The organism is Kitasatospora sp. HUAS MG31 (assembly GCF_040571325.1).
GTDB lineage: Bacteria > Actinomycetota > Actinomycetes > Streptomycetales > Streptomycetaceae > Kitasatospora > Kitasatospora camelliae.
Genome location: NZ_CP159872.1, coordinates 2,048,724 through 2,069,554, shown reverse-complemented (window position 1 = coordinate 2,069,554; position 20,831 = coordinate 2,048,724). Strand labels below are relative to the sequence as shown.

General features: G+C 71.5%; 19 protein-coding genes. 14 read left to right on the top strand and 5 right to left on the bottom strand.

What is annotated here, in order from left to right:
* The first annotated feature begins 16 nt into the window (after nucleotides 1-16).
* From priA to hisF, 3 genes are read left to right on the top strand one after another with little or no spacing between them, the layout of a single operon-like run.
* Nucleotides 17-742 (top strand): bifunctional 1-(5-phosphoribosyl)-5-((5-phosphoribosylamino)methylideneamino)imidazole-4-carboxamide isomerase/phosphoribosylanthranilate isomerase PriA, encoded by a 726-nt coding sequence (gene priA, locus ABWK59_RS09580; RefSeq protein WP_354639592.1) that lies wholly within the window; start codon nucleotides 17-19, stop codon nucleotides 740-742.
* Nucleotides 739-1,173: a RidA family protein gene (locus ABWK59_RS09575; protein ID WP_354639590.1), complete on the top strand. Its 435-nt coding sequence runs from the start codon at nucleotides 739-741 to the stop codon at nucleotides 1,171-1,173. Before priA ends, ABWK59_RS09575 begins: the two co-directional genes overlap by 4 nt.
* Nucleotides 1,170-1,940 (top strand): imidazole glycerol phosphate synthase subunit HisF, encoded by a 771-nt coding sequence (hisF, locus tag ABWK59_RS09570; RefSeq protein WP_354639589.1) that lies wholly within the window; start codon nucleotides 1,170-1,172, stop codon nucleotides 1,938-1,940. Before ABWK59_RS09575 ends, hisF begins: the two co-directional genes overlap by 4 nt.
* A 66-nt stretch (nucleotides 1,941-2,006) precedes the next feature.
* Here the strand turns inward: hisF and ABWK59_RS09565 are convergent, their stop codons facing one another.
* Both ABWK59_RS09565 and ABWK59_RS09560 read right to left on the bottom strand, forming a co-directional pair.
* Entirely contained in the window at nucleotides 2,007-2,807 is an 801-nt protein-coding gene (locus tag ABWK59_RS09565) for a VOC family protein (RefSeq protein ID WP_354639587.1), read from the bottom strand.
* Between the two features lie 237 nt (nucleotides 2,808-3,044).
* Nucleotides 3,045-3,686: a TIGR03085 family metal-binding protein gene (locus ABWK59_RS09560; RefSeq protein WP_354639585.1), complete on the bottom strand. Its 642-nt coding sequence runs from the start codon at nucleotides 3,684-3,686 to the stop codon at nucleotides 3,045-3,047.
* Between the two features lie 124 nt (nucleotides 3,687-3,810).
* On the opposite strand from ABWK59_RS09560, the gene ABWK59_RS09555 reads away from it, so the two are divergent.
* A complete protein-coding gene (locus ABWK59_RS09555) occupies nucleotides 3,811-4,503 on the top strand; it encodes an ester cyclase (protein ID WP_354639584.1) in 693 nt (230 codons plus the stop codon).
* Between the two features lie 25 nt (nucleotides 4,504-4,528).
* On the opposite strand, the gene ABWK59_RS09550 is transcribed toward ABWK59_RS09555, so the two are convergent.
* Nucleotides 4,529-5,038, bottom strand: coding sequence for a hypothetical protein (locus ABWK59_RS09550; RefSeq protein ID WP_354639582.1), 510 nt, complete (start codon nucleotides 5,036-5,038; stop codon nucleotides 4,529-4,531).
* A 137-nt stretch (nucleotides 5,039-5,175) separates the two neighbouring features.
* Between ABWK59_RS09550 and ABWK59_RS09545 the strand changes: the two genes are divergently transcribed.
* The 10 genes from ABWK59_RS09545 (at nucleotide 5,176) to trpA (ending at nucleotide 12,750) form a co-directional block, all read left to right on the top strand.
* Nucleotides 5,176-5,700 carry a hypothetical protein gene (locus ABWK59_RS09545; RefSeq protein WP_354639580.1) on the top strand — a complete coding sequence of 175 codons (525 nt, stop codon included), beginning with the start codon at nucleotides 5,176-5,178 and terminating at the stop codon, nucleotides 5,698-5,700.
* A 22-nt stretch (nucleotides 5,701-5,722) separates the two neighbouring features.
* On the top strand, nucleotides 5,723-6,097 hold the full coding sequence (hisI, locus tag ABWK59_RS09540) for a phosphoribosyl-AMP cyclohydrolase (RefSeq protein ID WP_354639579.1): 375 nt from the start codon (nucleotides 5,723-5,725) through the stop codon (nucleotides 6,095-6,097).
* 45 nt (nucleotides 6,098-6,142) lie between these two features.
* Nucleotides 6,143-7,660, top strand: coding sequence for an anthranilate synthase component I (locus ABWK59_RS09535; protein WP_354639577.1), 1,518 nt, complete (start codon nucleotides 6,143-6,145; stop codon nucleotides 7,658-7,660).
* A 181-nt stretch (nucleotides 7,661-7,841) separates the two neighbouring features.
* A complete protein-coding gene (locus tag ABWK59_RS09530; RefSeq protein WP_354639576.1) occupies nucleotides 7,842-8,456 on the top strand; it encodes a TIGR02234 family membrane protein in 615 nt (204 codons plus the stop codon).
* 114 nt (nucleotides 8,457-8,570) lie between these two features.
* A complete protein-coding gene (locus ABWK59_RS09525) occupies nucleotides 8,571-8,831 on the top strand; it encodes an HGxxPAAW family protein (RefSeq protein WP_354639574.1) in 261 nt (86 codons plus the stop codon).
* 92 nt (nucleotides 8,832-8,923) lie between these two features.
* A complete protein-coding gene (locus ABWK59_RS09520) occupies nucleotides 8,924-9,376 on the top strand; it encodes a DUF2752 domain-containing protein (RefSeq protein WP_354639572.1) in 453 nt (150 codons plus the stop codon).
* A 294-nt stretch (nucleotides 9,377-9,670) separates the two neighbouring features.
* A complete protein-coding gene (gene trpC, locus ABWK59_RS09515; RefSeq protein WP_354639571.1) occupies nucleotides 9,671-10,483 on the top strand; it encodes an indole-3-glycerol phosphate synthase TrpC in 813 nt (270 codons plus the stop codon).
* A 9-nt stretch (nucleotides 10,484-10,492) separates the two neighbouring features.
* The gene (gene trpM, locus ABWK59_RS36605; protein WP_420492753.1) at nucleotides 10,493-10,642 is read left to right on the top strand and encodes a tryptophan biosynthesis modulator TrpM; all 150 of its coding nucleotides are present in this window, start codon (nucleotides 10,493-10,495) and stop codon (nucleotides 10,640-10,642) included.
* 48 nt (nucleotides 10,643-10,690) lie between these two features.
* A complete protein-coding gene (gene trpB / locus ABWK59_RS09510) occupies nucleotides 10,691-11,926 on the top strand; it encodes a tryptophan synthase subunit beta (RefSeq protein ID WP_354639570.1) in 1,236 nt (411 codons plus the stop codon).
* A gap of 2 nt (nucleotides 11,927-11,928) precedes the next feature.
* Nucleotides 11,929-12,750: a tryptophan synthase subunit alpha gene (gene trpA / locus ABWK59_RS09505; protein ID WP_354639568.1), complete on the top strand. Its 822-nt coding sequence runs from the start codon at nucleotides 11,929-11,931 to the stop codon at nucleotides 12,748-12,750.
* Between the two features lie 71 nt (nucleotides 12,751-12,821).
* Here trpA and ABWK59_RS09500 read toward each other — a convergent pair whose 3' ends face one another.
* Nucleotides 12,822-13,154 (bottom strand): hypothetical protein, encoded by a 333-nt coding sequence (locus ABWK59_RS09500; protein ID WP_354639566.1) that lies wholly within the window; start codon nucleotides 13,152-13,154, stop codon nucleotides 12,822-12,824.
* 181 nt (nucleotides 13,155-13,335) lie between these two features.
* A complete protein-coding gene (locus ABWK59_RS09495; protein WP_354639564.1) occupies nucleotides 13,336-19,887 on the bottom strand; it encodes an RHS repeat domain-containing protein in 6,552 nt (2,183 codons plus the stop codon).
* Nucleotides 19,888-20,831 lie beyond the last annotated feature (944 nt).

The window sequence follows — 20,831 nt, the reverse complement described above, 5'->3', positions numbered from 1 at the left end:
GCCTGGAGAGCCGTACGTGAGCCGCCTCGAACTCCTTCCCGCCGTCGACGTCCGCGACGGCCAGGCCGTCCGCCTGGTCAAGGGCGCCTCCGGCACCGAGACCTCCTTCGGCGAGCCGCTCGCCGCCGCCCTGGCCTGGCAGTCCGCCGGCGCCGAGTGGCTGCACCTGGTCGACCTGGACGCCGCCTTCGGCACCGGCAGCAACCGCGAGCTGCTCGCCGAGGTCACCGGCCGCCTCGACATCAAGGTCGAGCTGTCCGGCGGCATCCGCGACGACGAGTCGCTGGCCGCCGCCCTGGCCACCGGCTGCACCCGGGTCAACCTCGGCACCGCCGCCCTGGAGGCCCCGGAGTGGGTCGCCAAGGTCATCGCCGAGCACGGCGACAAGATCGCCGTCGGCCTGGACGTGGTCGGCACCACCCTGCGCGGCCGCGGCTGGACCCGCGACGGCGGCGACCTGTACGAGGTGCTGGCCCGCCTCGACTCCGAGGGCTGCGCCCGCTACGTGGTCACCGACGTCAACCGGGACGGCACCCTGACCGGCCCCAACCTGGAGCTGCTGCGCAACGTCTGCGCCGCCACCGACAAGCCGGTGGTGGCCTCCGGCGGCGTGTCCTCCCTGGACGACCTGCGGGCGATCGCCACTCTGGTCCCCGAGGGTGTCGAGGGCTCCATCGTGGGCAAGGCCCTCTACGAGCAGAAGTTCACCCTCGAAGAGGCCCTGGAGGCTGTTTCCCGATGACCGAGACCCCGGCCACCCGACGAGTCGAACGAGTCTCCGGCTACTCGCCCTGGGAGGACGAGTTCGGATTCTCCCGCGCGGTGGTGGCCGGGGACTTCGTCCTCGTCGCGGGCAGCACGGCCTACGACAGCGGCATGGTCCAGCACGAGGGCAACCCGTACCAGCAGACCCTCGCCGCCTTCGGGGTGGCGTTCCAGGCCCTTGAGCGGTACGGCCTCTCGGCTGCGGACGTGGTCCGTACCCGGATGTACGTCACCCACGTCCGCGACACCGACGAGGTCGGTCGGGCGCACAAGACGCTCTTCGACGAGATCCGCCCGGTGGCGACCATGGTCGTCGTCGAGGGACTGGTCGACTCCCGGATGATGGTCGAGGTCGAGGTCGAGGCCTACCGTGCCGGGCTCGCAACCTCCTTGGAAGGCAAGCAGTGACCCTCGCAGTACGTGTCATCCCCTGTCTCGACGTCGACGCCGGACGGGTCGTCAAGGGTGTCAACTTCCAGAACCTGCGCGACGCCGGCGACCCGGTCGAGCTCGCCAAGCTGTACGACGCCCAGGGCGCGGACGAGCTGACCTTCCTGGACATCACCGCCTCCTCCGGCGACCGGGAGACCACGTACGACGTGGTCCGGCGGACCGCCGAGCAGGTGTTCATCCCGCTCACCGTCGGCGGCGGGGTGCGGACCGTGGACGACGTGAACCGGCTGCTGCGGGCCGGCGCCGACAAGGTCGGGGTCAACACCGCGGCGATCGCCCGGCCGGAGCTGATCCGGGAGATCGCCGAGCGGTTCGGCCGCCAGGTGCTGGTGCTCTCGGTGGACGCCCGCCGCTGCCCGCCCGGGACGACCACCGACTCCGGCTTCGAGGTCACCACCCACGGCGGACGCCGCGGCACCGGCCTGGACGCCGTCGAATGGGCCTACCGGGCCACCGAGTTGGGCGCCGGCGAGATCCTGCTCAACTCGATGGACGCGGACGGCACCAAGGACGGCTACGACCTGGAGATGATCCGGGCCGCCCGCAAGGCCGTCTCCGTCCCGGTGATCGCCTCCGGCGGCGCCGGCAAGCTCGCCGACTTCGCCCCGGCCGTGGACGCCGGCGCCGACGCCGTCCTCGCCGCCAGCGTCTTCCACTTCGGCGACCTGACCATCGGCCAGGTCAAGGACGCCCTCCGGGAGACCGGCCACCCCGTCCGCTGACGTCGTCGGCCTGGTCGGCGGGGGTACGCCCGGGATCCTCCGGGCGCACCCCGCCGGCGGTGGCCGCTACTGCGGCGGCTCGGGCTTGATGACGGCGAACTCGGCGCCCGACGGGTCGGCGAACACCGCGATCCGCCCGACCTGGGGCACGTCCCCCGGCGGCAGCAGCACCGTGCCGCCGAGGGCGTGCGTCAGCGCCGCGGCGGCGTCCGTGTCCTCCACCGTGAAGTACGGCAGCCAGCCCGTCCGCAGCTTCTCGTGCGGCGGGGCGATCCCGCCCACGCCGGCCGCCTGCGGGTCGTCGCCCTCCGCCGTGGAGACGATGGTGTACTCGATCCCCGGCAGGCCCGAGTCCTCCGAGCGCCACGCGAACACCGCCCGGTAGAACGCCAGCGCCCGCGGGACGTCGCCGGTGTGCAGCTCCGACCAGATGAACGCCCCCGGCGAGCCCACCACCTCCAGGCCCTCGGTGGTGCCCGGCTGCCAGACCGCGAAGTCCCCGCCGGTCGGGTCCGTGAACTGCGCCAGCCGGCCGGCGTCGAACACGTCCATCGGCGGGACGCGGACCGTGCCGCCCGCCTGCTCCACCACCTTGGTGGTGGCGTCCGCGTCCGGCGTGTGGAAGTAGATCGTCCACGCCGGGACGGCACCCTCCTCGGAGAGCGGGCCGATCGCGCCGACCGTCTTGCCGCCTAGCCGGAAGAACCCGTACCCGCCGGCCTCCGGCCCGGCCGAGACGAACTCCCACCCCAGCAGGCCGCCGTAGAAGGCGGTGGAGGCGGGGATGTCCGGGCTGCCCAGATCGATCCAGTTCGGCGAGCCGGGGGTGAAGTCGGTGCTGACCATGGCGGCGTCCTTCGCTTCCACGCCGGGGCATCCGCCACACCGGCGTGGCGAAGAGCACTGCGTCCCGGCCCAGGACAGCGTGGCACGCACCACTGACAATCCGTCACTTCACCCGGCACTCAGCGTGTCCGTGAACGGGCGCACCCGCGCGACCGGGTACTCAGGGGCGCGGGAACTGCGCGAGGCGGAAGGTGCGGCGCCGTCACTCCCGCTTCGCGCAGTTCCCCGCGCCCCTGGGGGCTTCCCGCCGAGGGCTTGCTACGGCAGCGGGAGTGCCGCGCAGAGGGCCTCGATGGCGTCGGTGGGCCCCTCGGCGGTGACGGCGGCCCGGGCGCCGCGGCCGTAGGCGAACAGCACCAGTTCCCCCGGCTCCCCGGTGACCTCCACCACCGGTGCGGCCTTGGGGCCGATCTCCACCGTCCGCCCGTCCGGCCGCCGCAGCGCCAGCCGTACCGGCAGCTTCACGCCCGTCCCGAACCGGGCCACCGCCGGCAGCCGCCGCCACAGCAGCTCGGTCAGCCCCTCGGACGGCGCCTTCGGCTCGGCCCCCTCGTCGCCGGCGCGGCGGACGTCCTCGGCGTGGACGAAGTACTCCACCACGTTGGCGGCCTCGTCCGCGCCGGGCAGCGCGAACAGCGACAGCAGCGGCGGCCCGGAGCGGAACCGCCGCAGCAGCTCCGGGTACGGCAGCTCCGCGTACCCGGTCTGGACCCGCGCGGTCCAGCCGTGCAGCGGCTTGATCCGGATCCCGGCGGAGGCGTCCGGCCGGGCCTCGCGCAGGACCAGGTGGGCGGCCAGGTCCCGGGTGGTCCAGCCGGCGCAGAGGGTGGGGGCGTCCGGGCCGGCGGCGGCCAGCAGTTCGGTGAGACGCGCGCGCTCCGCGAGGGCATAGGTCGTCATGCCCACCACGATAGCCAGCGCGCGGTCCCGCCTTGTCGGGCGGGCGGAGCGGGAGGATCGTGGGAGCTGCCGGTTGGCAGCAGGGCGGACGATCGAGGCCGAGGGGGGCCTTGGGAGTACCGCCATGACGTTCGTGCAGATCGTTGAATGCAAGACGGACCGGGTCGAGGACCTGAACAGTCTGATGGACAGCTGGGCCGAGCAGACCGAGGGGAAGCGGACCGCCACCCACACGATCATGGGGACCGACCGCGACAACGCCCGGCACGTGGTGGAGATCGTCGAATTCCCCTCCTACGAGGAGGCGATGCGCAACTCGGGCCTGCCGGAGACGGACCGGATCTTCCACGAGATGGTGGCGCTCTGCGACGAGCCGCCGACCTTCACCAACCTGGACGTGGTCCGCGACGAGCAGATGAACCGGCAGGTCGCGATGCGGGTGTTCGACATCGCGAACTCCGACGACCTCGACCAGCTGGCCGAGGTGGTGGCCCCCGACTACCACGACCACGACCCGGGGATGCGCCGCGACAACATGAGCCTCCAGGACCTCAAGGACGAGATGCAGGGCTGGCGCGACTCCTTCGACTACCGGATGACCGTGGAGCGGATGCTCTGCGACGGCGACATGGTCTGCTGCCACTGGAGCGTCCGCGGCAAGCACGTCGGCGACTTCATGGGCCTCCCGGCCACCGACAAGATCGTCGAGGTCACCGGCATGACGATGATGCGGATCAAGGACGGCAAGCTCCAGGAGTCCTGGTGGAACTGGGACACCACGGGCATGCTCCGCCAGCTCGGCCTGATCCGGATGTGACCGTCCCGGAGGGGCTACGCACGGCTCACCGCAGGTGGCCGGTCAGCTTCCGTCCGCCCTGCCGGTCGCTGACCGTCATCGTGCACGTCGCCTCGTGCAGACCCTGCTGGTAGTACGGCAGGTACGGGCCGATCGGGAAGCCGTAGTACGGCCCGCCGCCGCCCTGGCGCCCCTCCCACTCGGCCAGCGGCGCCTTGCACAACTCCCGCAGCGCACGGCCGATCTGGGCGTCGTCGGTGAGCCCGTCGGGCAGCACCACGTTGGCGATCGCCTCGCCGTCGTGGGACTGGTCGCAGGGGCGCTCCTCGGCCTTGGTGATCACCTTGCTCAGCTGCGGGTGGTCGAGGCAGGTGCCCGGGGTGAAGAAGGGGTACGGCAGCGACCTGGTCGGGGTGGGCGAGGGGCTGGGCGGCGCGCTGCTCGGCGGGGGCGGAGCGGCCGCCGGCTTCCGCCGGTCCGGCCACAGCAGCACCGCGGCCCCCACCACCAGCACCGCCACGGCGACCCCCGCCGCCACGATCCGCCGTGCCCGCATCCCGAACCCCCCTCGACTCGCCCACATTCTCGCGCCACCCACCCGCGTTTGTCCGCCGGTTGCCGAGGCCCCGCGGCCGGCCCGGGGCCCGGTAGTAGGCTGGCCGGCGGCACGACCCGGGCAGTAGGGGTCACACAATGCGAGTCGGGATCATCGGGCACCAGGGGCTGTCGGATCTCACCGAGATGCTCGTCCGGGGCGAGATCTGGCGTCTGGTCACCGGGTACGGGGCGTACGACCTGGTCGGCGTCGGCTGCCTCGCCGAGGGGCCGGAGACCTGGTTCGCCCGGTCCGTGCTGGACCACGGCGGCAAGGTGGAGGTCATCGTCTCCGCCGCCGCGGGTCGCCTCGGTGCCTTCTCCGGACCGGGCTGCGGCCGGACCAGGCAGCGGCTGCTCAACGAGGCCAACGCCGTGCACCGGCTGGCGCCGGCCGAGGTCGGCGGGCTCGGCGACGACACCTGCCGCGCCCTGGTCGGCATGATCGACGAACTGATCGCGGTCTGGGACGGCCGCCCCGGCAGCGAACCCGCCCGCGTGGTGGAGGCCGCGCGACGGGCCGGCCTGTTCGTCCAGGTGGTCTGGCCCGAGGGCTGCGAGAGCCCGGAACCGCCGGCCGGCGCCGGGGAGGACCCGGGCCCGGCGACGCCGCCGAGGAAGTGATCACACCTGCCACAATGTCCCCATGTCCACCTCTCCCGCCGCCCCTGGCAGCACCGCCCTCGACCCGGCCGTCGCGGCCCGCCTCAAGCGCACCGAGGACGGCCTGCTCCCCGCCATCGCCCAGCAGTACGACACCGGCGAGGTGCTGATGCTCGGCTGGATGGACGACGAGGCACTGCACCGCACCCTCACCACCGGCCGCTGCACCTACTGGAGCCGCAGCCGCCGCGAGTACTGGGTGAAGGGCGACACCTCCGGCCACGTCCAGCACGTCAAGAGCGTGGCCCTGGACTGCGACGGCGACACCCTGCTGGTCAAGGTCGACCAGGTGGGCGCCGCCTGCCACACCGGCGAGCGGACCTGCTTCGACGCCGACGTGCTCCCGCTCGCTCGCTAACCTGTCCCCACATCCGCCCGACCTGACGAACGGTGTGAACCGCCCATGGACCTCGAGGCCTTCCGCAAGCTCGCCGCCGACACCCGGGTCATCCCCGTCACCCGCCGGCTCCTCGCGGACGGCCTCACACCCATCGGCGTCTACCGCAGCCTGGCCGCCGAACGCCCCGGCACCTTCCTGCTGGAGTCCGCCGAGCAGGGCCGCAGCTGGTCCCGGTACTCCTTCGTCGGCGTCCGCAGCGCCGCCACGCTGACCGTCGCCCCCGACGGCGGCGCCCGCTGGCTCGGCGAGCCCCCGGTCGGCATCCCCACCGGCGGCGACCCGCTGGAGGTGCTGCGCGCCACCCTCGCCACCCTGCACACCCCCCGGCACACCGACGACGGCCTGCCGCCGCTCACCGGCGGCCTGGTCGGCTACCTCGGCTACGACATGGTCCGCCGGCTGGAGAAGCTGCCCGACCTCACCCCGGACGACCTGCGGCTGCCCGAGCTCACCCTGCTGCTCGCCACCGACCTGGCCGTCCTCGACCACGCCGACGGCACCGTGCTGCTGATCGCCAACGCGGTCAACCACAACGACCTGGCCACCGGCGTGGACGACGCCTACGCCGACGCCGTCGCCCGGCTCGACGCCATGCAGGCCGACCTGCTCACCCCGGTCGACCCCGGCCTCGCCACCTTCACCCCGACCGCCGCCGAGGCCCACTCGCCCTTCGGCGGCGAGCCCTACCGCAAGGCCGTCGAGACGGTGAAGGAGCGCATCCGCGCCGGCGAGGCCTTCCAGGTCGTCCCCTCCCAGCGGTTCGAGGCCCCCTGCCCCGCCTCCGCGCTCGACGTCTATCGGGTGCTGCGCACCACCAACCCCAGCCCCTACATGTACCTGTTCCGCTTCCCCGGCCCGGACGGCGGCGCCGAGGGCGGCTTCGACGTGGTCGGCTCCAGCCCGGAGGCACTGGTCAAGGTCACCGAGGGCGAGGCGATGCTGCACCCCATCGCCGGCACCCGGCACCGCGGCGCCACCCCGCACGAGGACGCCGAGCTCGCCGCCGAACTGCTCGCCGACCCCAAGGAGCGGGCCGAGCACCTGATGCTGGTCGACCTCGGCCGCAACGACCTCGGACGGGTCTGCGAGCCCGGCAGCGTCGAGGTGGTCGACTTCATGGAGATCGAGCGGTACAGCCACGTCATGCACATCGTCTCCACCGTCACCGGCCGGGTGGCGGAGGGGCGGACCGCCTTCGACGTGCTCACCGCCTGCTTCCCGGCCGGCACCCTCTCCGGCGCCCCCAAGCCGCGCGCGATGCAGATCATCGAGGAACTGGAGCCGACCCGGCGCGGGCTGTACGGCGGCTGCGTCGGCTACCTCGACTTCGCCGGGGACTCCGACACCGCGATCGCGATCCGGACGGCGGTGCTGCGGGACGGCACCGCGTACGTCCAGGCCGGCGCGGGCGTGGTCGCCGACTCCGACCCGCACGCCGAGGACACCGAGTGCCGCAACAAGGCGGCGGCGGTGCTGCGGGCCGTCGCCACGGCGAACACCCTGCGGGCCCCGGGGGCGTAGGCGGGGGAGGCAGGTTGAGGGGCGCGGGGAGCTGCGCGGGGACGGAAGGGTAGGACGTGTGCCCTCCCGCCTCGCGCGGTTCCCCGCACCCCTGGGTTGGCCATGTGCGCTGGGTACCGTCGGGCTGCCCGGGTCGTGACCCGGTGGTGGGGGAAGGTGTGGGGTCGGCGATAGTGGACGGGTGAGTTCCTCCACCGCTTCCGCCCCTGCTCCCGGCCGCCGCACGCTCGGCCCGATGCTGCTGCTCACCGTGCTCGGCGCCGTCCTGGTGCTGACCGCGGCCGGGCGGACGTGGGCCGAGGGGGTGGTGACCGGTGTGGACGGCGGCCGGCTGGCCGTCTCCGCCACCGGCAGTACGTTGTCCGAGCTGCCCGGCGGGCTGGCCCTGGTGGCGCTGGCCGCCGCGGTCGCGGTGTTCGCGGTGCGCGGCCGGGCCCGGACCGCGGTCGGCGCGCTGACCGTGCTGGCCGGCGCGGGGACGGCGGTCGCCGCCCTGTCCGCCGCGGCGGACGACGCCGGGCTGGACGCCGAGGCCGCCCGCAAGCTGGCCCTCGCCGGCGCGCAGGCCGAGCAGATCACCCACTCCGCCTGGCCGTGGGCCGCGGCCGCGGGCGGCCTGCTGCTGGCCCTGGCGGGGGTGCTGACCGCGCGGTACGGACGGGGCTGGCCGGCCATGGGCGCCCGGTACGAGGCCCCCACCCGGGCCGGGGCGCCCCGCCGCCCCGCCGCGGCCGCAGCCGACAGCGCAGCGGAGCTGTGGAAGGCCCTGGACCGTGGCGAGGATCCCACTCGCTGATCCCGCCCCCGCCTTGGGCCTTCGGCGTACGGCCCGGCACAATGGAACGCGTCAACCCGTCGAGCGCCTCCGCGCCGCCCGGCCGGGACCCGGATTACCAAGGAGCACCATCAGATGTCGGCAGCAGCGCACGGCCACACCCCCGCCGCCTGGACGGGCGTGAGCATCGCCTTCGTCGGTTTCTGCGTCAGCGGCGTCGCCATGATCCTCCCGAACATCCCGCTGTTCGTGATCGGCATGGTGATCGTCGTGGCGGCCGGCGTGGTCGGCAAGGCCATGTCCATGGCCGGCATGGGCAGGCAGCCCAGCCCGCACTTCGCCCCGGCCGAGCCGACCGCGGTGGCCGAGGAGCCGACCGCGGTCGCCGCGGCCTGACCCGGGCGGCAGGACGACGGACGGCGGGCGCCAACACGCCCGCCGTTGCGCGTTCCGGGTGAATCCCGCCGCCGGCGGGGCACAATCGCCGGGTGAACGCTCCCGCCGCCCCGCAGCCCGCCCCCGCCCCCAAGGGCTCCCCGCTGCGCCGGCTCGGCCGCCCGCTGGCCGCCGCGCTGGCCGTCGGCCTGCCCACGGCGTACGTGGCGCTGGTCGACCCGAACACCCCGGGCCGGTACCCGACCTGTCCGGTGCTGGCGGCCACCGGCTGGTGGTGCCCGGGCTGCGGCGGTCTGCGCTGTGTCCACGCGCTGGTCCACGGCGACCTGGCCACCGCGGCGCAGGACAACCTGCTGGTGGTGCTGCTGGCCTTCGCGGTCGGCCTGCTCTGGCTGGGCTGGGCGTGGTCCGCGCTGTCCGGCTCCCCGGCGCCCAGGGTCCGGTTCGGGCTGCGGCAGACGGTGGCCCTGACGGTGGTGCTGGCCCTGTTCACCGTGCTGCGGAACCTGCCGGCGGGCTCCGCCTTCGCGCCCCCACTGGTCTGACCGGCGCGCACGGTGGTCCGCTGATCGAGACGCACGCCCCTCTGATGCGTCCCGCGCCCCCGCCGCCCGATACCATCGAAGGGCCAATGGTGGCGTGCCCGCACAGGATCCTCACCGGACCGTGCGACGCGCTCCACCGGCCTTGACCGACTGCCAGGCCGGGAAGAGCCCGGCTCTCCCCGGCTCCCAGCCAGCGAAATGATGGGGGCGCCCGCGCGTGAGTGGACGAAGCGAGCGAACAGATGTCAGGTACGTGTTCCACGCGGCGCCGGCCGAGCGAAACGAGGTAGGCGCATGAGCGTGCTCGACGAGATCATCGTCGGGGTCAAGGAGGACCTCGCCGAGCGACAGGCCCGGGTCTCCCTGGACCAGCTCAAGGAGCTCGCCGCCAAGGCTCCGGAGGCCAAGGACGGCGTGGCCGCCCTGCGCGGCGACGGCGTCCGGGTGATCTGCGAGGTCAAGCGCTCCAGCCCGTCCAAGGGCGCGCTCGCGGCCATCGCCGATCCGGCGGCCCTCGCCCGGGACTACGCGGCCGGCGGTGCCGCCGCGATCAGCGTGCTCACCGAGCAGCGCCGCTTCGGCGGCTCCCTCGCCGACCTCGACGCCGTGCGCGCCGCGGTCGACACCCCGATCCTCCGCAAGGACTTCATCGTCACGGCGTACCAGCTGTGGGAGGCCCGCGCCCACGGCGCCGACCTCGCCCTGCTGATCGTCGCGGCGCTGGACCAGCCCGCGCTGGTCTCGCTGATCGAGCGGGCCGAGTCCATCGGGCTCACCCCGCTGGTCGAGGTCCACGACGAGGAGGAGATCGCCCGGGCGGTGGACGCCGGCGCCAGGATCATCGGCGTCAACGCCCGCAACCTGAAGACCCTGGAGGTCGACCGCAACACCTTCGGCAACGTGGTCGACGCGATCCCCGCCGGGATCGTCAAGGTCGCCGAGTCCGGCATCCGCGGACCGCACGACCTGATCACCTACGCCAACCAGGGGGCCGACGCGGTCCTGGTCGGCGAGTCCCTGGTGACCGGCCGGGACGCGAAGGCGGCCGTCGCCGACCTGGTCGCCGCCGGCGCCCACCCGGCGCTGCGCAACCCCGGGCGGAGCTGACCCGGTCCGATGTCCCTCGCCTCCCGTCTCGCCCCCGGCTGCCGCCCGCGCGGCTGCCGCGCGCCCGCGCGCCGGGTGCTGGGTCGGCGGGTGCGGTACGTGATCGGCTGCGAGCCCGGCCAGGTGCCCGGACGCCGATGGCGCAGGACGAACGGCTGACCCAGCCGGTCCACGTCCTGTCACGTCATCGATCCCAAGGACAACCGCATGTCCGAGCACGACTCTCCGGGCGCCCACGTCCCGGACGCCCGCGGCTACTTCGGCGCCTACGGCGGCCGCTTCATCCCGGAGGCCCTGGTGGCCGCCGTGGAGCAGGTCGCCGAGGAGTACGAGAAGGCCAAGGCCGACCCGGCGTTCACCGCCGAACTCGACCTCCTGCTCAAGGAGTACACCGGGCGCCCCAGCCCGCTGACCGACGTCCACCGCTTCTCCGCCGAGGCGGGCGGCGCCCGCGTGCTGCTCAAGCGCGAGGACCTCAACCACACCGGCTCGCACAAGATCAACAACGTGCTGGGCCAGGCCCTGCTCACCCGCCGGATGGGCAAGACCCGGATCATCGCCGAGACCGGCGCCGGCCAGCACGGCGTGGCCACCGCCACCGCCTGCGCGCTCTTCGGCTTCGACTGCACCATCTACATGGGCGAGGTGGACACCCAGCGCCAGGCGCTGAACGTCGCCCGGATGCGGATGCTCGGCGCCGAGGTGGTGGCCGTGAAGTCCGGCAGCCGCACCCTCAAGGACGCCATCAACGAGGCGTTCCGCGACTGGGTCGCCAACGTGGACTCCACCCACTACCTGTTCGGTACGGTGGCCGGTCCGCACCCGTTCCCGATGATGGTCCGCGACTTCCACCGGGTGATCGGCGTCGAGGCCCGGCAGCAGGTGCTCGACCGCACCGGGCGGCTGCCCGACGCGGTGGTCGCCTGCGTCGGCGGCGGCTCCAACGCGATGGGCATCTTCCACGAGTTCATCCCGGACGCCGGCGTCCGGCTGATCGGCTGCGAGGCGGCCGGCGAGGGCGCCGAGACCCCGCGGCACGCGGCCACCCTCACCAAGGGCGACCCGGGCGTGCTGCACGGCTCCCGCACCTACGTCCTCCAGGACGAGGACGGCCAGACCATCGAGAGCCACTCGATCTCGGCCGGACTGGACTACCCCGGCGTCGGTCCCGAGCACGCCTGGCTGAAGGACACCGGCCGCGCCGAGTACCGCCCGGTCACCGACGACGCCGCCATGCAGGCGCTGCGGCTGCTGTCCCGCACCGAGGGCATCATCCCGGCCATCGAGAGCGCGCACGCGCTGGCCGGCGCCCTGGTCCTCGGGCGCGAGCTCGGCCCGGAAGCGACCATCCTGGTCAGCCTCTCCGGCCGGGGCGACAAGGACATGCACACCGCGGCCGAGTACTTCGGCCTGTACGACGACGCCGCCGACGGGGGTAAGTGACCATGGCCTCGAATCTCACCTCGAAGCTCACCGACACCCTCGCCGCGGCGAAGGCCGAGGACCGTGCGGCGCTGATCGGCTACCTGCCGGCCGGCTTCCCGACCGTGGACGGCGGCATCCGGGCGATCAGTGCGCTGATCGAGGGCGGCTGCGACGTGGTCGAGGTCGGCCTGCCGCACTCCGACCCGGTGCTGGACGGGCCGGTCATCCAGACCGCCGACGACATCGCCCTGCGGGCCGGCGTCCGGATCAAGGACGTGCTGCGGACCGTCCAGGAGGTGACCGCCGCGCACCCCGGCACGCCGGTGCTGGTGATGACCTACTGGAACCCGGTGGACCGGTACGGGGTGGCGCGGTTCGCCGCCGACCTGGCCGCCGCCGGGGGAGCGGGCTGCATCCTGCCCGACCTCCCGGTGGAGGAGTCCGCGGAGTGGCGGAAGGCGGCGGGCGAGCACGGCCTCGACACCGTCTTCGTGGTCGCCCCGAGCACCACCGACCCGCGGCTGGCCGAGGTCACCGCGGCCGGCTCCGGGTTCGTCTACGCCGCCGCCGTCATGGGGGTCACCGGCACCCGGGCCGCGGTCGGCACCATGGCCGAGGACCTGGTCTCCCGCACCCGGGCGGCCACCGAGCTGCCGGTCTGCGTCGGGCTGGGCGTCTCCAACGCCGACCAGGCCGCGCAGGTCGCCGGCTTCGCCGACGGCGTGATCGTCGGCTCCGCCTTCGTCCAGCGCATCCTGGACGCCGGCGACGACGAGCAGGCCGCCCTCACCGCGGTCCGCACCCTCGCCGCCGACCTCGCCACCGGCGTCCGCCGCCGCTGACGCCGACGCCGACGCACCACGAGCCCGCCGCCCCTCCCGGGGGCGGCGGGCTCGCCGTTCTCAGCAGTGGCTCAGGAGCGGTCGGGCCGGAACCTCGCCCTGTCCCCGTCGATGTAGATCATCCACGGCTTGACCGGCGTCCCTCCACGCGGAGACACCAGCCTGAGATCGAGCTCGCGCACGGCCTTGAAGGCCCACCCGAGGTCCTCGGGAAACTGCATTTTTACGGCTTCCTCCTGGGTCTCGAACAGGTGGCGAAACGGAAGCCAGTCTGGTGTCGGCTCGAACCTGCACGTAGTCCAAGGCTGATCGTAATTTAGGTAATAGAGCTCACCAAGGATTGTTTCATCCTTCTTCAGGAGCCATGCAACGGCACCCGAATCAGTGCCTTGGCTGCCGCCCATGGGTCATCTCCTGCTCTCTGTTCATCGGCTTGCTGCGTAATTGGGGATGTGATCGCGGGTGAGGTATTGCTAATTCGTAAATTCCCTGATGGCACTGCCGGGCCGTGCCTGAATTTGTTCAAGCTTTTGGGTGATTCATGTGAATTCTCTCGCGGAACTGGCGGGGTTTGTGGGAGTGTGGTTACCCTCGCTTAATGGTGGCAATCTCTGAGATGATATCTTCGTAGCTAGTTCCAGGCTTCCAGAATTTTACTATCGCGCTCCCGTCAATTTCGCGCTTCACGAGCATCTCTTTGTCGCGATATGCCGTCCCTGGAACATCGATCCCGAGGATGTCGAACACGTAGCTCGGAACTTCCACTTTGTTCATTACGTCTGCTATTTCCCCGGTGACCCTATTGAGGTCGATGGCGACGTATCCGTGTATGCCTCCCCCTGGATCTGCACTCCCCTCCCCGTACCTGTTGTACATGATGTCCGGGCTCCGGGTCACAGATATCCATGGCGAGTCTGTGCCGTGAACAATATGCTGCCACGGTGGAAGGTCGGGGTTTCCGCCTTCGCGGACAATTCCACTCGCGCTCTCACCTTCCCGAAGGGAGCGGAAGACCAGATCGGTTTCTGTGACCTCGCCTGTCCCGGTTCCGATTGGGGCCGGGGTGTCCGCAGGGGTGACGGGGGCCTGGGGGGTTTCGCTTTCGACCTTGGCTACGGCGCCGTCGGTGTCGCGGGCGACGTCCTCGTAGGCATTCTTGGCGGCCTGGGACTCGGCGACGTCGTGGGCGGCCTTGCCTGCGGCGGCCTTGTCGGCGGTGCTGCCTTCCTTGCTGAACAGGCTTCGGAACTTGTCGGCGGCCCGGCGGGCGATGCTCGGGGCGCCCTTGGCGGCGAGCCTTTCGGCGTCGGCCTCAGGGGCGACGGCGAAGGAGGCTGCCTCGGCGATGGCCTCGCCCTTGTGGTAGTTGGGGGCGTTGGTGTTCACCCCGAGGAGCCCGGCAGCCTTGTCGACGATCTTTCCGCAGAGGGGCATGGCCGGTCCGGCGATTACGGCACAGCCCTGCTTATATGCACCGGCGGCCTGGCCACCGACCCAGGTGCCGATGCCACCCTGATCCTCGGGCGAGAGGACGCCGATGGTGATGAGGCAGCGGACGGACTGCTCACAGGGCTTGTGTCCGTTGTCCTCGTCGCCGCGGGCCATCAGGCCGGAGGGGTCGCTCTTGGTGGTGGGGTTGTTGCCCGCGTAGGTGTAGCCGCCCATCTGGTTGGGATCGCCGGCCTCGAAGACGGGGTCGACGGACAGGAAGCGACCGATGGACGGGTCGTACTGCCGGGCGCCCAGGAGGTTGAGGCCGGTGGTGCTGTCGGTGGGCTGGCCGAGGTAGCCGTGGTTGTCGGCCCAGCTCGTGGGCGCGGGGCCGCGCGGGTTGCCGTAGGGGTCGAACGCGCGACGGGTGACGGCCAGGCTGGAGGCGTCGACCTGCAGGTTGGCGGTGCCCTGCGGGGTGGTGGGCTGGTAGGTGATGCCGCTGCCGGAGCGGACCGTGACGGTGCCGTCCGGTGCGGTGTAGTAGCGCTGCCCGGTGACGTTCTTGGTGGTGTTGTCGAGGGTGAGCTGCTCTGCGCCGCCGAAGAGGTAGAGGGTGTTGGTGGCCGGACCGCGCTGGATGAGCAGGCGGCCGTCGGCGTCGTAGAGGTAGCTCGTGAGCTTGCCGTCGGTGGTGACGGTGCCGGTCCGGCCCTCCTCGTTGTAGGTGACCGTCTGGGCGGAGGTCTTGCTGCCCGCAGTGTCGCGCTGCTTGACCCCGCCGATCTGGTCGTACTGCGGGGTGAGCGTGAACGTGCCGGTGGTCGGGTTCGCCGTGGTGATGGAGGTGACCGCGTTCGGCCTCGTCGCCGCGCTCACGCCGTTGCCCGGGTACACCGAGGTCTGGGTGGAGTTCCTGGCCGCGTTTCCGGTGATGTCGTGGGCGACCTGCAGGGTGCGGTCGCCGAGCCGGTTGTACTGCCAGTCCAGCCAGTACGGTGCGGGACCGCCGATCGTGGCGGGACTCGGGGTACCGGTGACGCACTTGGAGATCTGGCCCGCCGTCGCCGAGGCGATCCCCTTGGTGTCGGTCCAGGCCGTGACCAGCCGGTTCTGCCCGTCGTGGACGTAGCACTGGGTGTCGGTCTGGCGATCTGTGCCACCCGAGGACTGGACGTCCGTCACGGCCGTGAGGTTGCCGGCCCGGTCGTAGCCGAACGTCACGGCCGAGAGCGGGTTCGCGGTGTTCGACTGCAGGGTGACCCGGTTGGTGGCCAGGCGTCCGGTGGCCGCGTCGTACGTCTGCTTGGTGCGCAGCTGCTTGGTGATGTCGTCGCCGATCGTGGTCTCCTGGACCTGCCCGAGCGGGCTGTAGAGCACGTTGGCGACGTAGGTGGTGGTGGCCGACCCGATGCCGGTCAGACCACCCTGGTTGTTGTAGCCGTATCCGACGGTCTCGGACGGCAGGCCGGCCTCGGCGTTGTAGATGGCGGCGGCGGGAAGCCCGATGGTGTTCGTGTAGTCGGCACGCTGGGTGTAGGTGCCGGCGAGTTTGCCCTCCGCCGCCGGGATGACCGTGGTGACGCTGGTCGGCTGGTAGTTGGCGTTGTAGCTGTCGACCTTCTTGACGTAGGCGCTGCCGTTCTTCCCACCGACGTAGCGGGTGGAGGTGTCGGGCAGACCCTTGTACTGGGTGTCGTAGGTCCACTCCGCCAGAAGCTTCGCAGGGTCGGCGGCGGAGGTTCCCGCGTACGTGCCGTTCGTACGGCCGAGCGCGTCGTACGAGTAGCTCAGGCTCTGACCGCGGGCGTCCGTGGTGGTGGCGATCCGTCCGGCCGGGTCGTAGGTGATCGTCGAGGTCCCGGAGTCCGGGTCGGACTTGGTGACCAACTGGCCCTGGATGTTGTGGTCGTACGTCCAGGTGTTGCCGACCGCGTCCTTCACGGTGCGGAGCTGGCCGCCGGGGCCGTAGGTGTACCGGGTGGTGATGTCGTTGGTGGACGCGGTGTTCGCGGTGCCGGACGACCAAAGCTGGACGTTCGTGGAGTCGAAGACGACGACGTTCTCGTCACCCTGGACCTTGAGGTAGCCGCCGCTGTGACCGCCCGTGCCCGACGACCACAGCTGGGTGGTCTTCGCGGCGTCCCAGACGACGAAGTTGCCGTCCGACTGCATGGTCGCGAAAGCCCCTGGGTGGCCGGACGTGGCCGAGGACCACAGGACCTTCCCGCCGACCAGCGCGGTCAGCACCAGGTTTCCGTCGGCCTGCATCGCCAGCCGCGTGCTCTTGGACAGCACCGAGGAACCCGAGGCGATCACCGCGTTGGCCGACAGCCTCTTGTCCGCCGTGGTGTCACGCACCACCGTCGACGTGACCTGGCCCAGCGCGTTGGTGTAGCTGCTCGTGGCCGCGCCGCCGGCCGGCGGCGTCGTGTCCACCCGCTCGGCGCCCTTGTACGAGGTAGTGGCGGACCACAGCGTGGTCGCCATCGACACCAGGGTGGTGGTGGTCGGGCGGCCCTGGCCGTCGTAGGCGGTCCGGGTGACCGATGGACCGGTGCCGTTCGCCTCCGTGAACATCGTGGTGTTCGGTTCCGCGGTCGCGGTGTCCACATAGGGCGCGATCGTGGAGACCGCCCAACCATGGGAGTCGTAGGACACCGACGTAATCAGTCGGCCGCGAGAAGCATCCGCAGTTGTCGTCTGCGTCTGGCGTGCCTGCAGCATGCCGTCGTAGATGGTGACGGCCTTGCTGTACGTTCCGTTGTCCCGCAGGCTCTCCGAAACCACCGTCGACGGGTCCGGGTTGGCGCCGGAACCGTGCAGTGCGTAGGTGAACTTGCGGTCCGGGGACTGTGTCGCCTTGCTGCGGCCGGGCTTCCAGACCGCCGTGCGGCGGCCGAGCGCGTCGTACGTCGACTCGGTGACCTTGCCGTTGGCGTCGACGGCCTTGGTCACCAGGCTGCGACCGGAGGCCAGGGTGCTGCTGGCGGTCCAGCCGGCCGGGTTGACGGTCGACAGGCCGGTGGCCGGGACGCCGGTGGCCGGGGTGTACGTGCTTGTGGTCGTCGCCCCCGTCACGTCGATGCTCTTCACCACGCGCCCGTAGGAGTCGTAGGTGATCGCACCCGTGGTCTGGAACTGCGGTGCACCGCCCCCGTCGTAGCCGGTGATGGTCTGGTTGGAGGTCACCAGGCCGACGTGCCGCCCGTTGCCGCCGAGGCTCCCGGGAACGCCCGGGTTGGCGGAGGTCCCGTCGCCGTCGTAGAAGGTCCGGGTGTGGCTGATCGTCGTGGTCGGCGAAGCGGCGGTGCCGCACGCACCGTTGACGATGAGGCTCTCTCTGACGTACTGGAGCATCATCGGGTTGGCCGCAGGCGCGTCCGCGTAGGTCGTGGTGGTGCAGGTTTCCAGAGACGGGTCGGCGAGATCGCCCTTGCTGTCGACCTGGTGGACCCGGCCCAGGCTGTCGAACGTGGTCCGTGCCTGGCTGGTGCGCCACGTGGTGTTGTCGGACAGCAGTGCCAGCGAGCGGGAGGAGGCCGCGACCGGCCTGCGCGCCTCCACGGGAGGAAGCGTGGAGAGGGCGCCGACCGGTGACTGGGAGGTCCATGCGGTCCTCGGCATGCTGGCCGTGACCGTGCCGGAGGGTTCGTCGACCAGCGTCTTGTGGTTCACGCTGCCGCCGGCCTGGGTGTACTCGGCCGATTCCTGACCCGAGCCCGCGAGCCAGGGGCTGTCGGTGACCTGCTCGCCCAGGGAGTTGGCCAGCCTGACGCTGCGCACGCTCCCGTCGGCCTTGTAGTCGCCGTCCATGCCCTGCAGGTACGAGACGACGTTCTGGGTGATCGGGTCGGGCGTCGCACCGGTCGTGGTGGTGACGGTGCGGTAGCCGTGGAACTGGTCCCAGGTCCGGTAGCGGTCGTCCGTCAGGTCGGAGTCGTCGCGGTGCCAGGCCGCACCACCGGTGTAGGCGTAGTTGGTGACCTTGGCGGAGGAACCGGCCTTGGTCAGGTCACTGCTGGTGACCTGGGTGACCAGGGTCTTGTTGAACCAGTCGAGGATCGGGTCCTTCGCTCCCGGTGTGGACCACCATACGGGGTAGCAGGCCATCGTATTGCTGTCGGCACTGGCGGGCATCGTGCTGTTCACCCGCGAGCACTCCGTCGCGCGGTAGGTGATCGCGATCGACTCGCCCGTCTCCGTCTGGATGCTGGAGATCCGCGGGTGGTAGAGCGGGGGCGCCGCCGGGGTGAGTCCGTCGACGCGGTTGTCCGTCTCGATGCCGGTGAAGGTCACCGGGTCCAGGGTGGTCGCGCCGCCGGCGCCCGCCGTGGTGTCCTTGCCGGTGCGCTGGATGGACTTCAGCCACATCACCGACTGCAGAGCGCCCGTGCTCTGCGGGTTCTGTGTCTTGCCCGTCACCGGGTCGTAGGTGCCGCCGGCATCGGAGAACACCTGGGTGAGGGCGTAGGTGTCGACGTCCTTCCACCCGGATGAATCCCGCACCTTGGTGTCGATGGACTTCAGCCGGTAGGTGGACCAGAAGGTGGGTGCCCCGATCAGGCAGACATCGTTGCCGGTGCCCGACGTCCGGTACGTGGACGGACAGTTCAGGTCGTACGGGGTGTCGGGCCAGTCTCCGGCCGTGCTCGGCGACAGGTTGGGGTACTGGCACACCGTGTCGGATGTGACGCAGCGCTGCGCCAGGTTGAAGACGATCTGGGCGGACGGCTCACGTCCGGCGATCTCGTCATCCAGCTTGTACCCGTAGGAGATCCGGGTCAGGTGGCCGGCGCGGGTGTACGGCGTCAGCGTGCCGCCACCGCCGCTCGCGGCGACCTGGCCGAACCCCCGGTTGTAGTGGTTCGCCTCGGTCGCCCAGTCGTACCGCTGAATGCTTCCGTTAGGGTCGACCACGAAGTCGAGGTTGAACCGGTACCCCATCTGCTGGGCGCAGAGCGAGTCGGAGCCCTTGGCGGGATCGTGGCACGGATCGCCCGACGTCGGGTGGTAGACGGGGACGCCCCAGGCACTGTTCGTCGCAGAATCGGATGCCGTTCCGGGTGCGTGGTTCAGACCGAAGTAGTAGGCGGTGCCGTCGGTCGTGGTGACCTTGAAGTACTCGCCGTCCCAGAGCCCGTTCGACGCTCCGGTCAGCCGCTCGACCCGCGTGCCGTCGTCCGACTGCAGGTGGTACAGGCCGCTGGCGTCGCGCACCAGCTGGCCACCGTGCGAGCCCAGCGACAGCGTTGCGTTCCAGCCCGCCCAGCACTCATCGGCCGAGTCCTTGATACCGGCCGTCCCGCAGGAGCGGTAGGTGCGCTCGATGAAGCCGGCACCGTAGGACCATCCGTCACCGATCGCCGACGACTGGGAGTTGCGGGCCGAGGTCTCGCCGTCCACCGACTGGGAGTCGTAGGACAGGGCCACGGAGGGCGCCGAGCCGCCGAGGGCGGGCGGGGTGGCGATCGGGTAGCTGTAGGTGAACGCTCCCGAAGCCGAGGCCGTCCAGGAACCGGATGCCGACAGCGAGGTGGCCGTGTAGTCGCCCTGCGAACCTCCGGTGTCCGCCACCGCCGCCACCGCCGTCCCCGAGGCCTCGGCGGCCAGTGCGGACGGCGCGGCGAAGAGGCTCTTCGGTGCGGGAGAGGAACCAGCGGTCGTGCTGGAGACTGCGACGGTGCCGGAAATCGTCCGGGACATCGGGTCATTGGTGAACGGAATCGGCGTCTGCCGACGGCACTCCGCGATTGCCGGCGTGGTCAGGGAGCACCCGGGCATCGCGACCAGGTGCAGACGCGACGCCCAACTCCCGCCGTACGCTTGCTCGATCGATCCGTAGTCCAGCGAGACCGACACGCCGCCCGAACCGGCCTGCCCGTCAGCCCGGGACAGGCCGACCAGCAAGCCGTCGACATTGGCCGCCTGCGCTTGCGCCCGGTCCGCCATCTGAACATTCACGGATGACACCGGAGGCGCGGGAGCGTTCACCCCCCTCGAGGAGGTGGTGTCGCTTCCCGCGCCCAGGCGCACCGGCGAGGTGCCGACGGCGACCTTCTCGGAGCCCTGGGCCAAGTCCTTCACCGACACCTTGGAGAGGTCGACCTTGGCCGAGGAGCTGGCCGGCCACTTCGCCGGCTTGACCACGTGCGGGGTCAGCTCCCGGGCACCCTTCGGGGGCAGCGCCGGCGCTGCCCCGGGGTGTGCGTCCGCCGGATGTCCCGGAACCGTCGGCTGTGCCGGCAGCGGGTCGGAGGCCCATACCTTTCCGCGGGGACGGAACGGCCCGACGGTCTCGGCAGCCGCGATCGGGGCCGAGAGCGAGAGTGCCAGGACGGTCGCGAGCACGGCGGTACCCCGCCGGCCCGGCATCCACGCTCGCGTACTACCGAACCAGCGCAGCCTCGTCGCGCGCACCCTGAATACCCCCACCCCGGACAACTCTTGACGTGCAGTCGGAGGGTGCGGTCACCCCCTCGGCATGATCGCCGGAACAGTATTGCCACGCACTTTCGGGCGCAATAGCCTTCCGAATCGAACACCGCCTCCATGGGGGGCACACATGTCCGCCACCAGTCTTCACGACCCGGGCGAATGGCCCTCAGTGGTGCGAATCGGGCGCCTTGGTGGCCGGGGAGGGTCAAGAG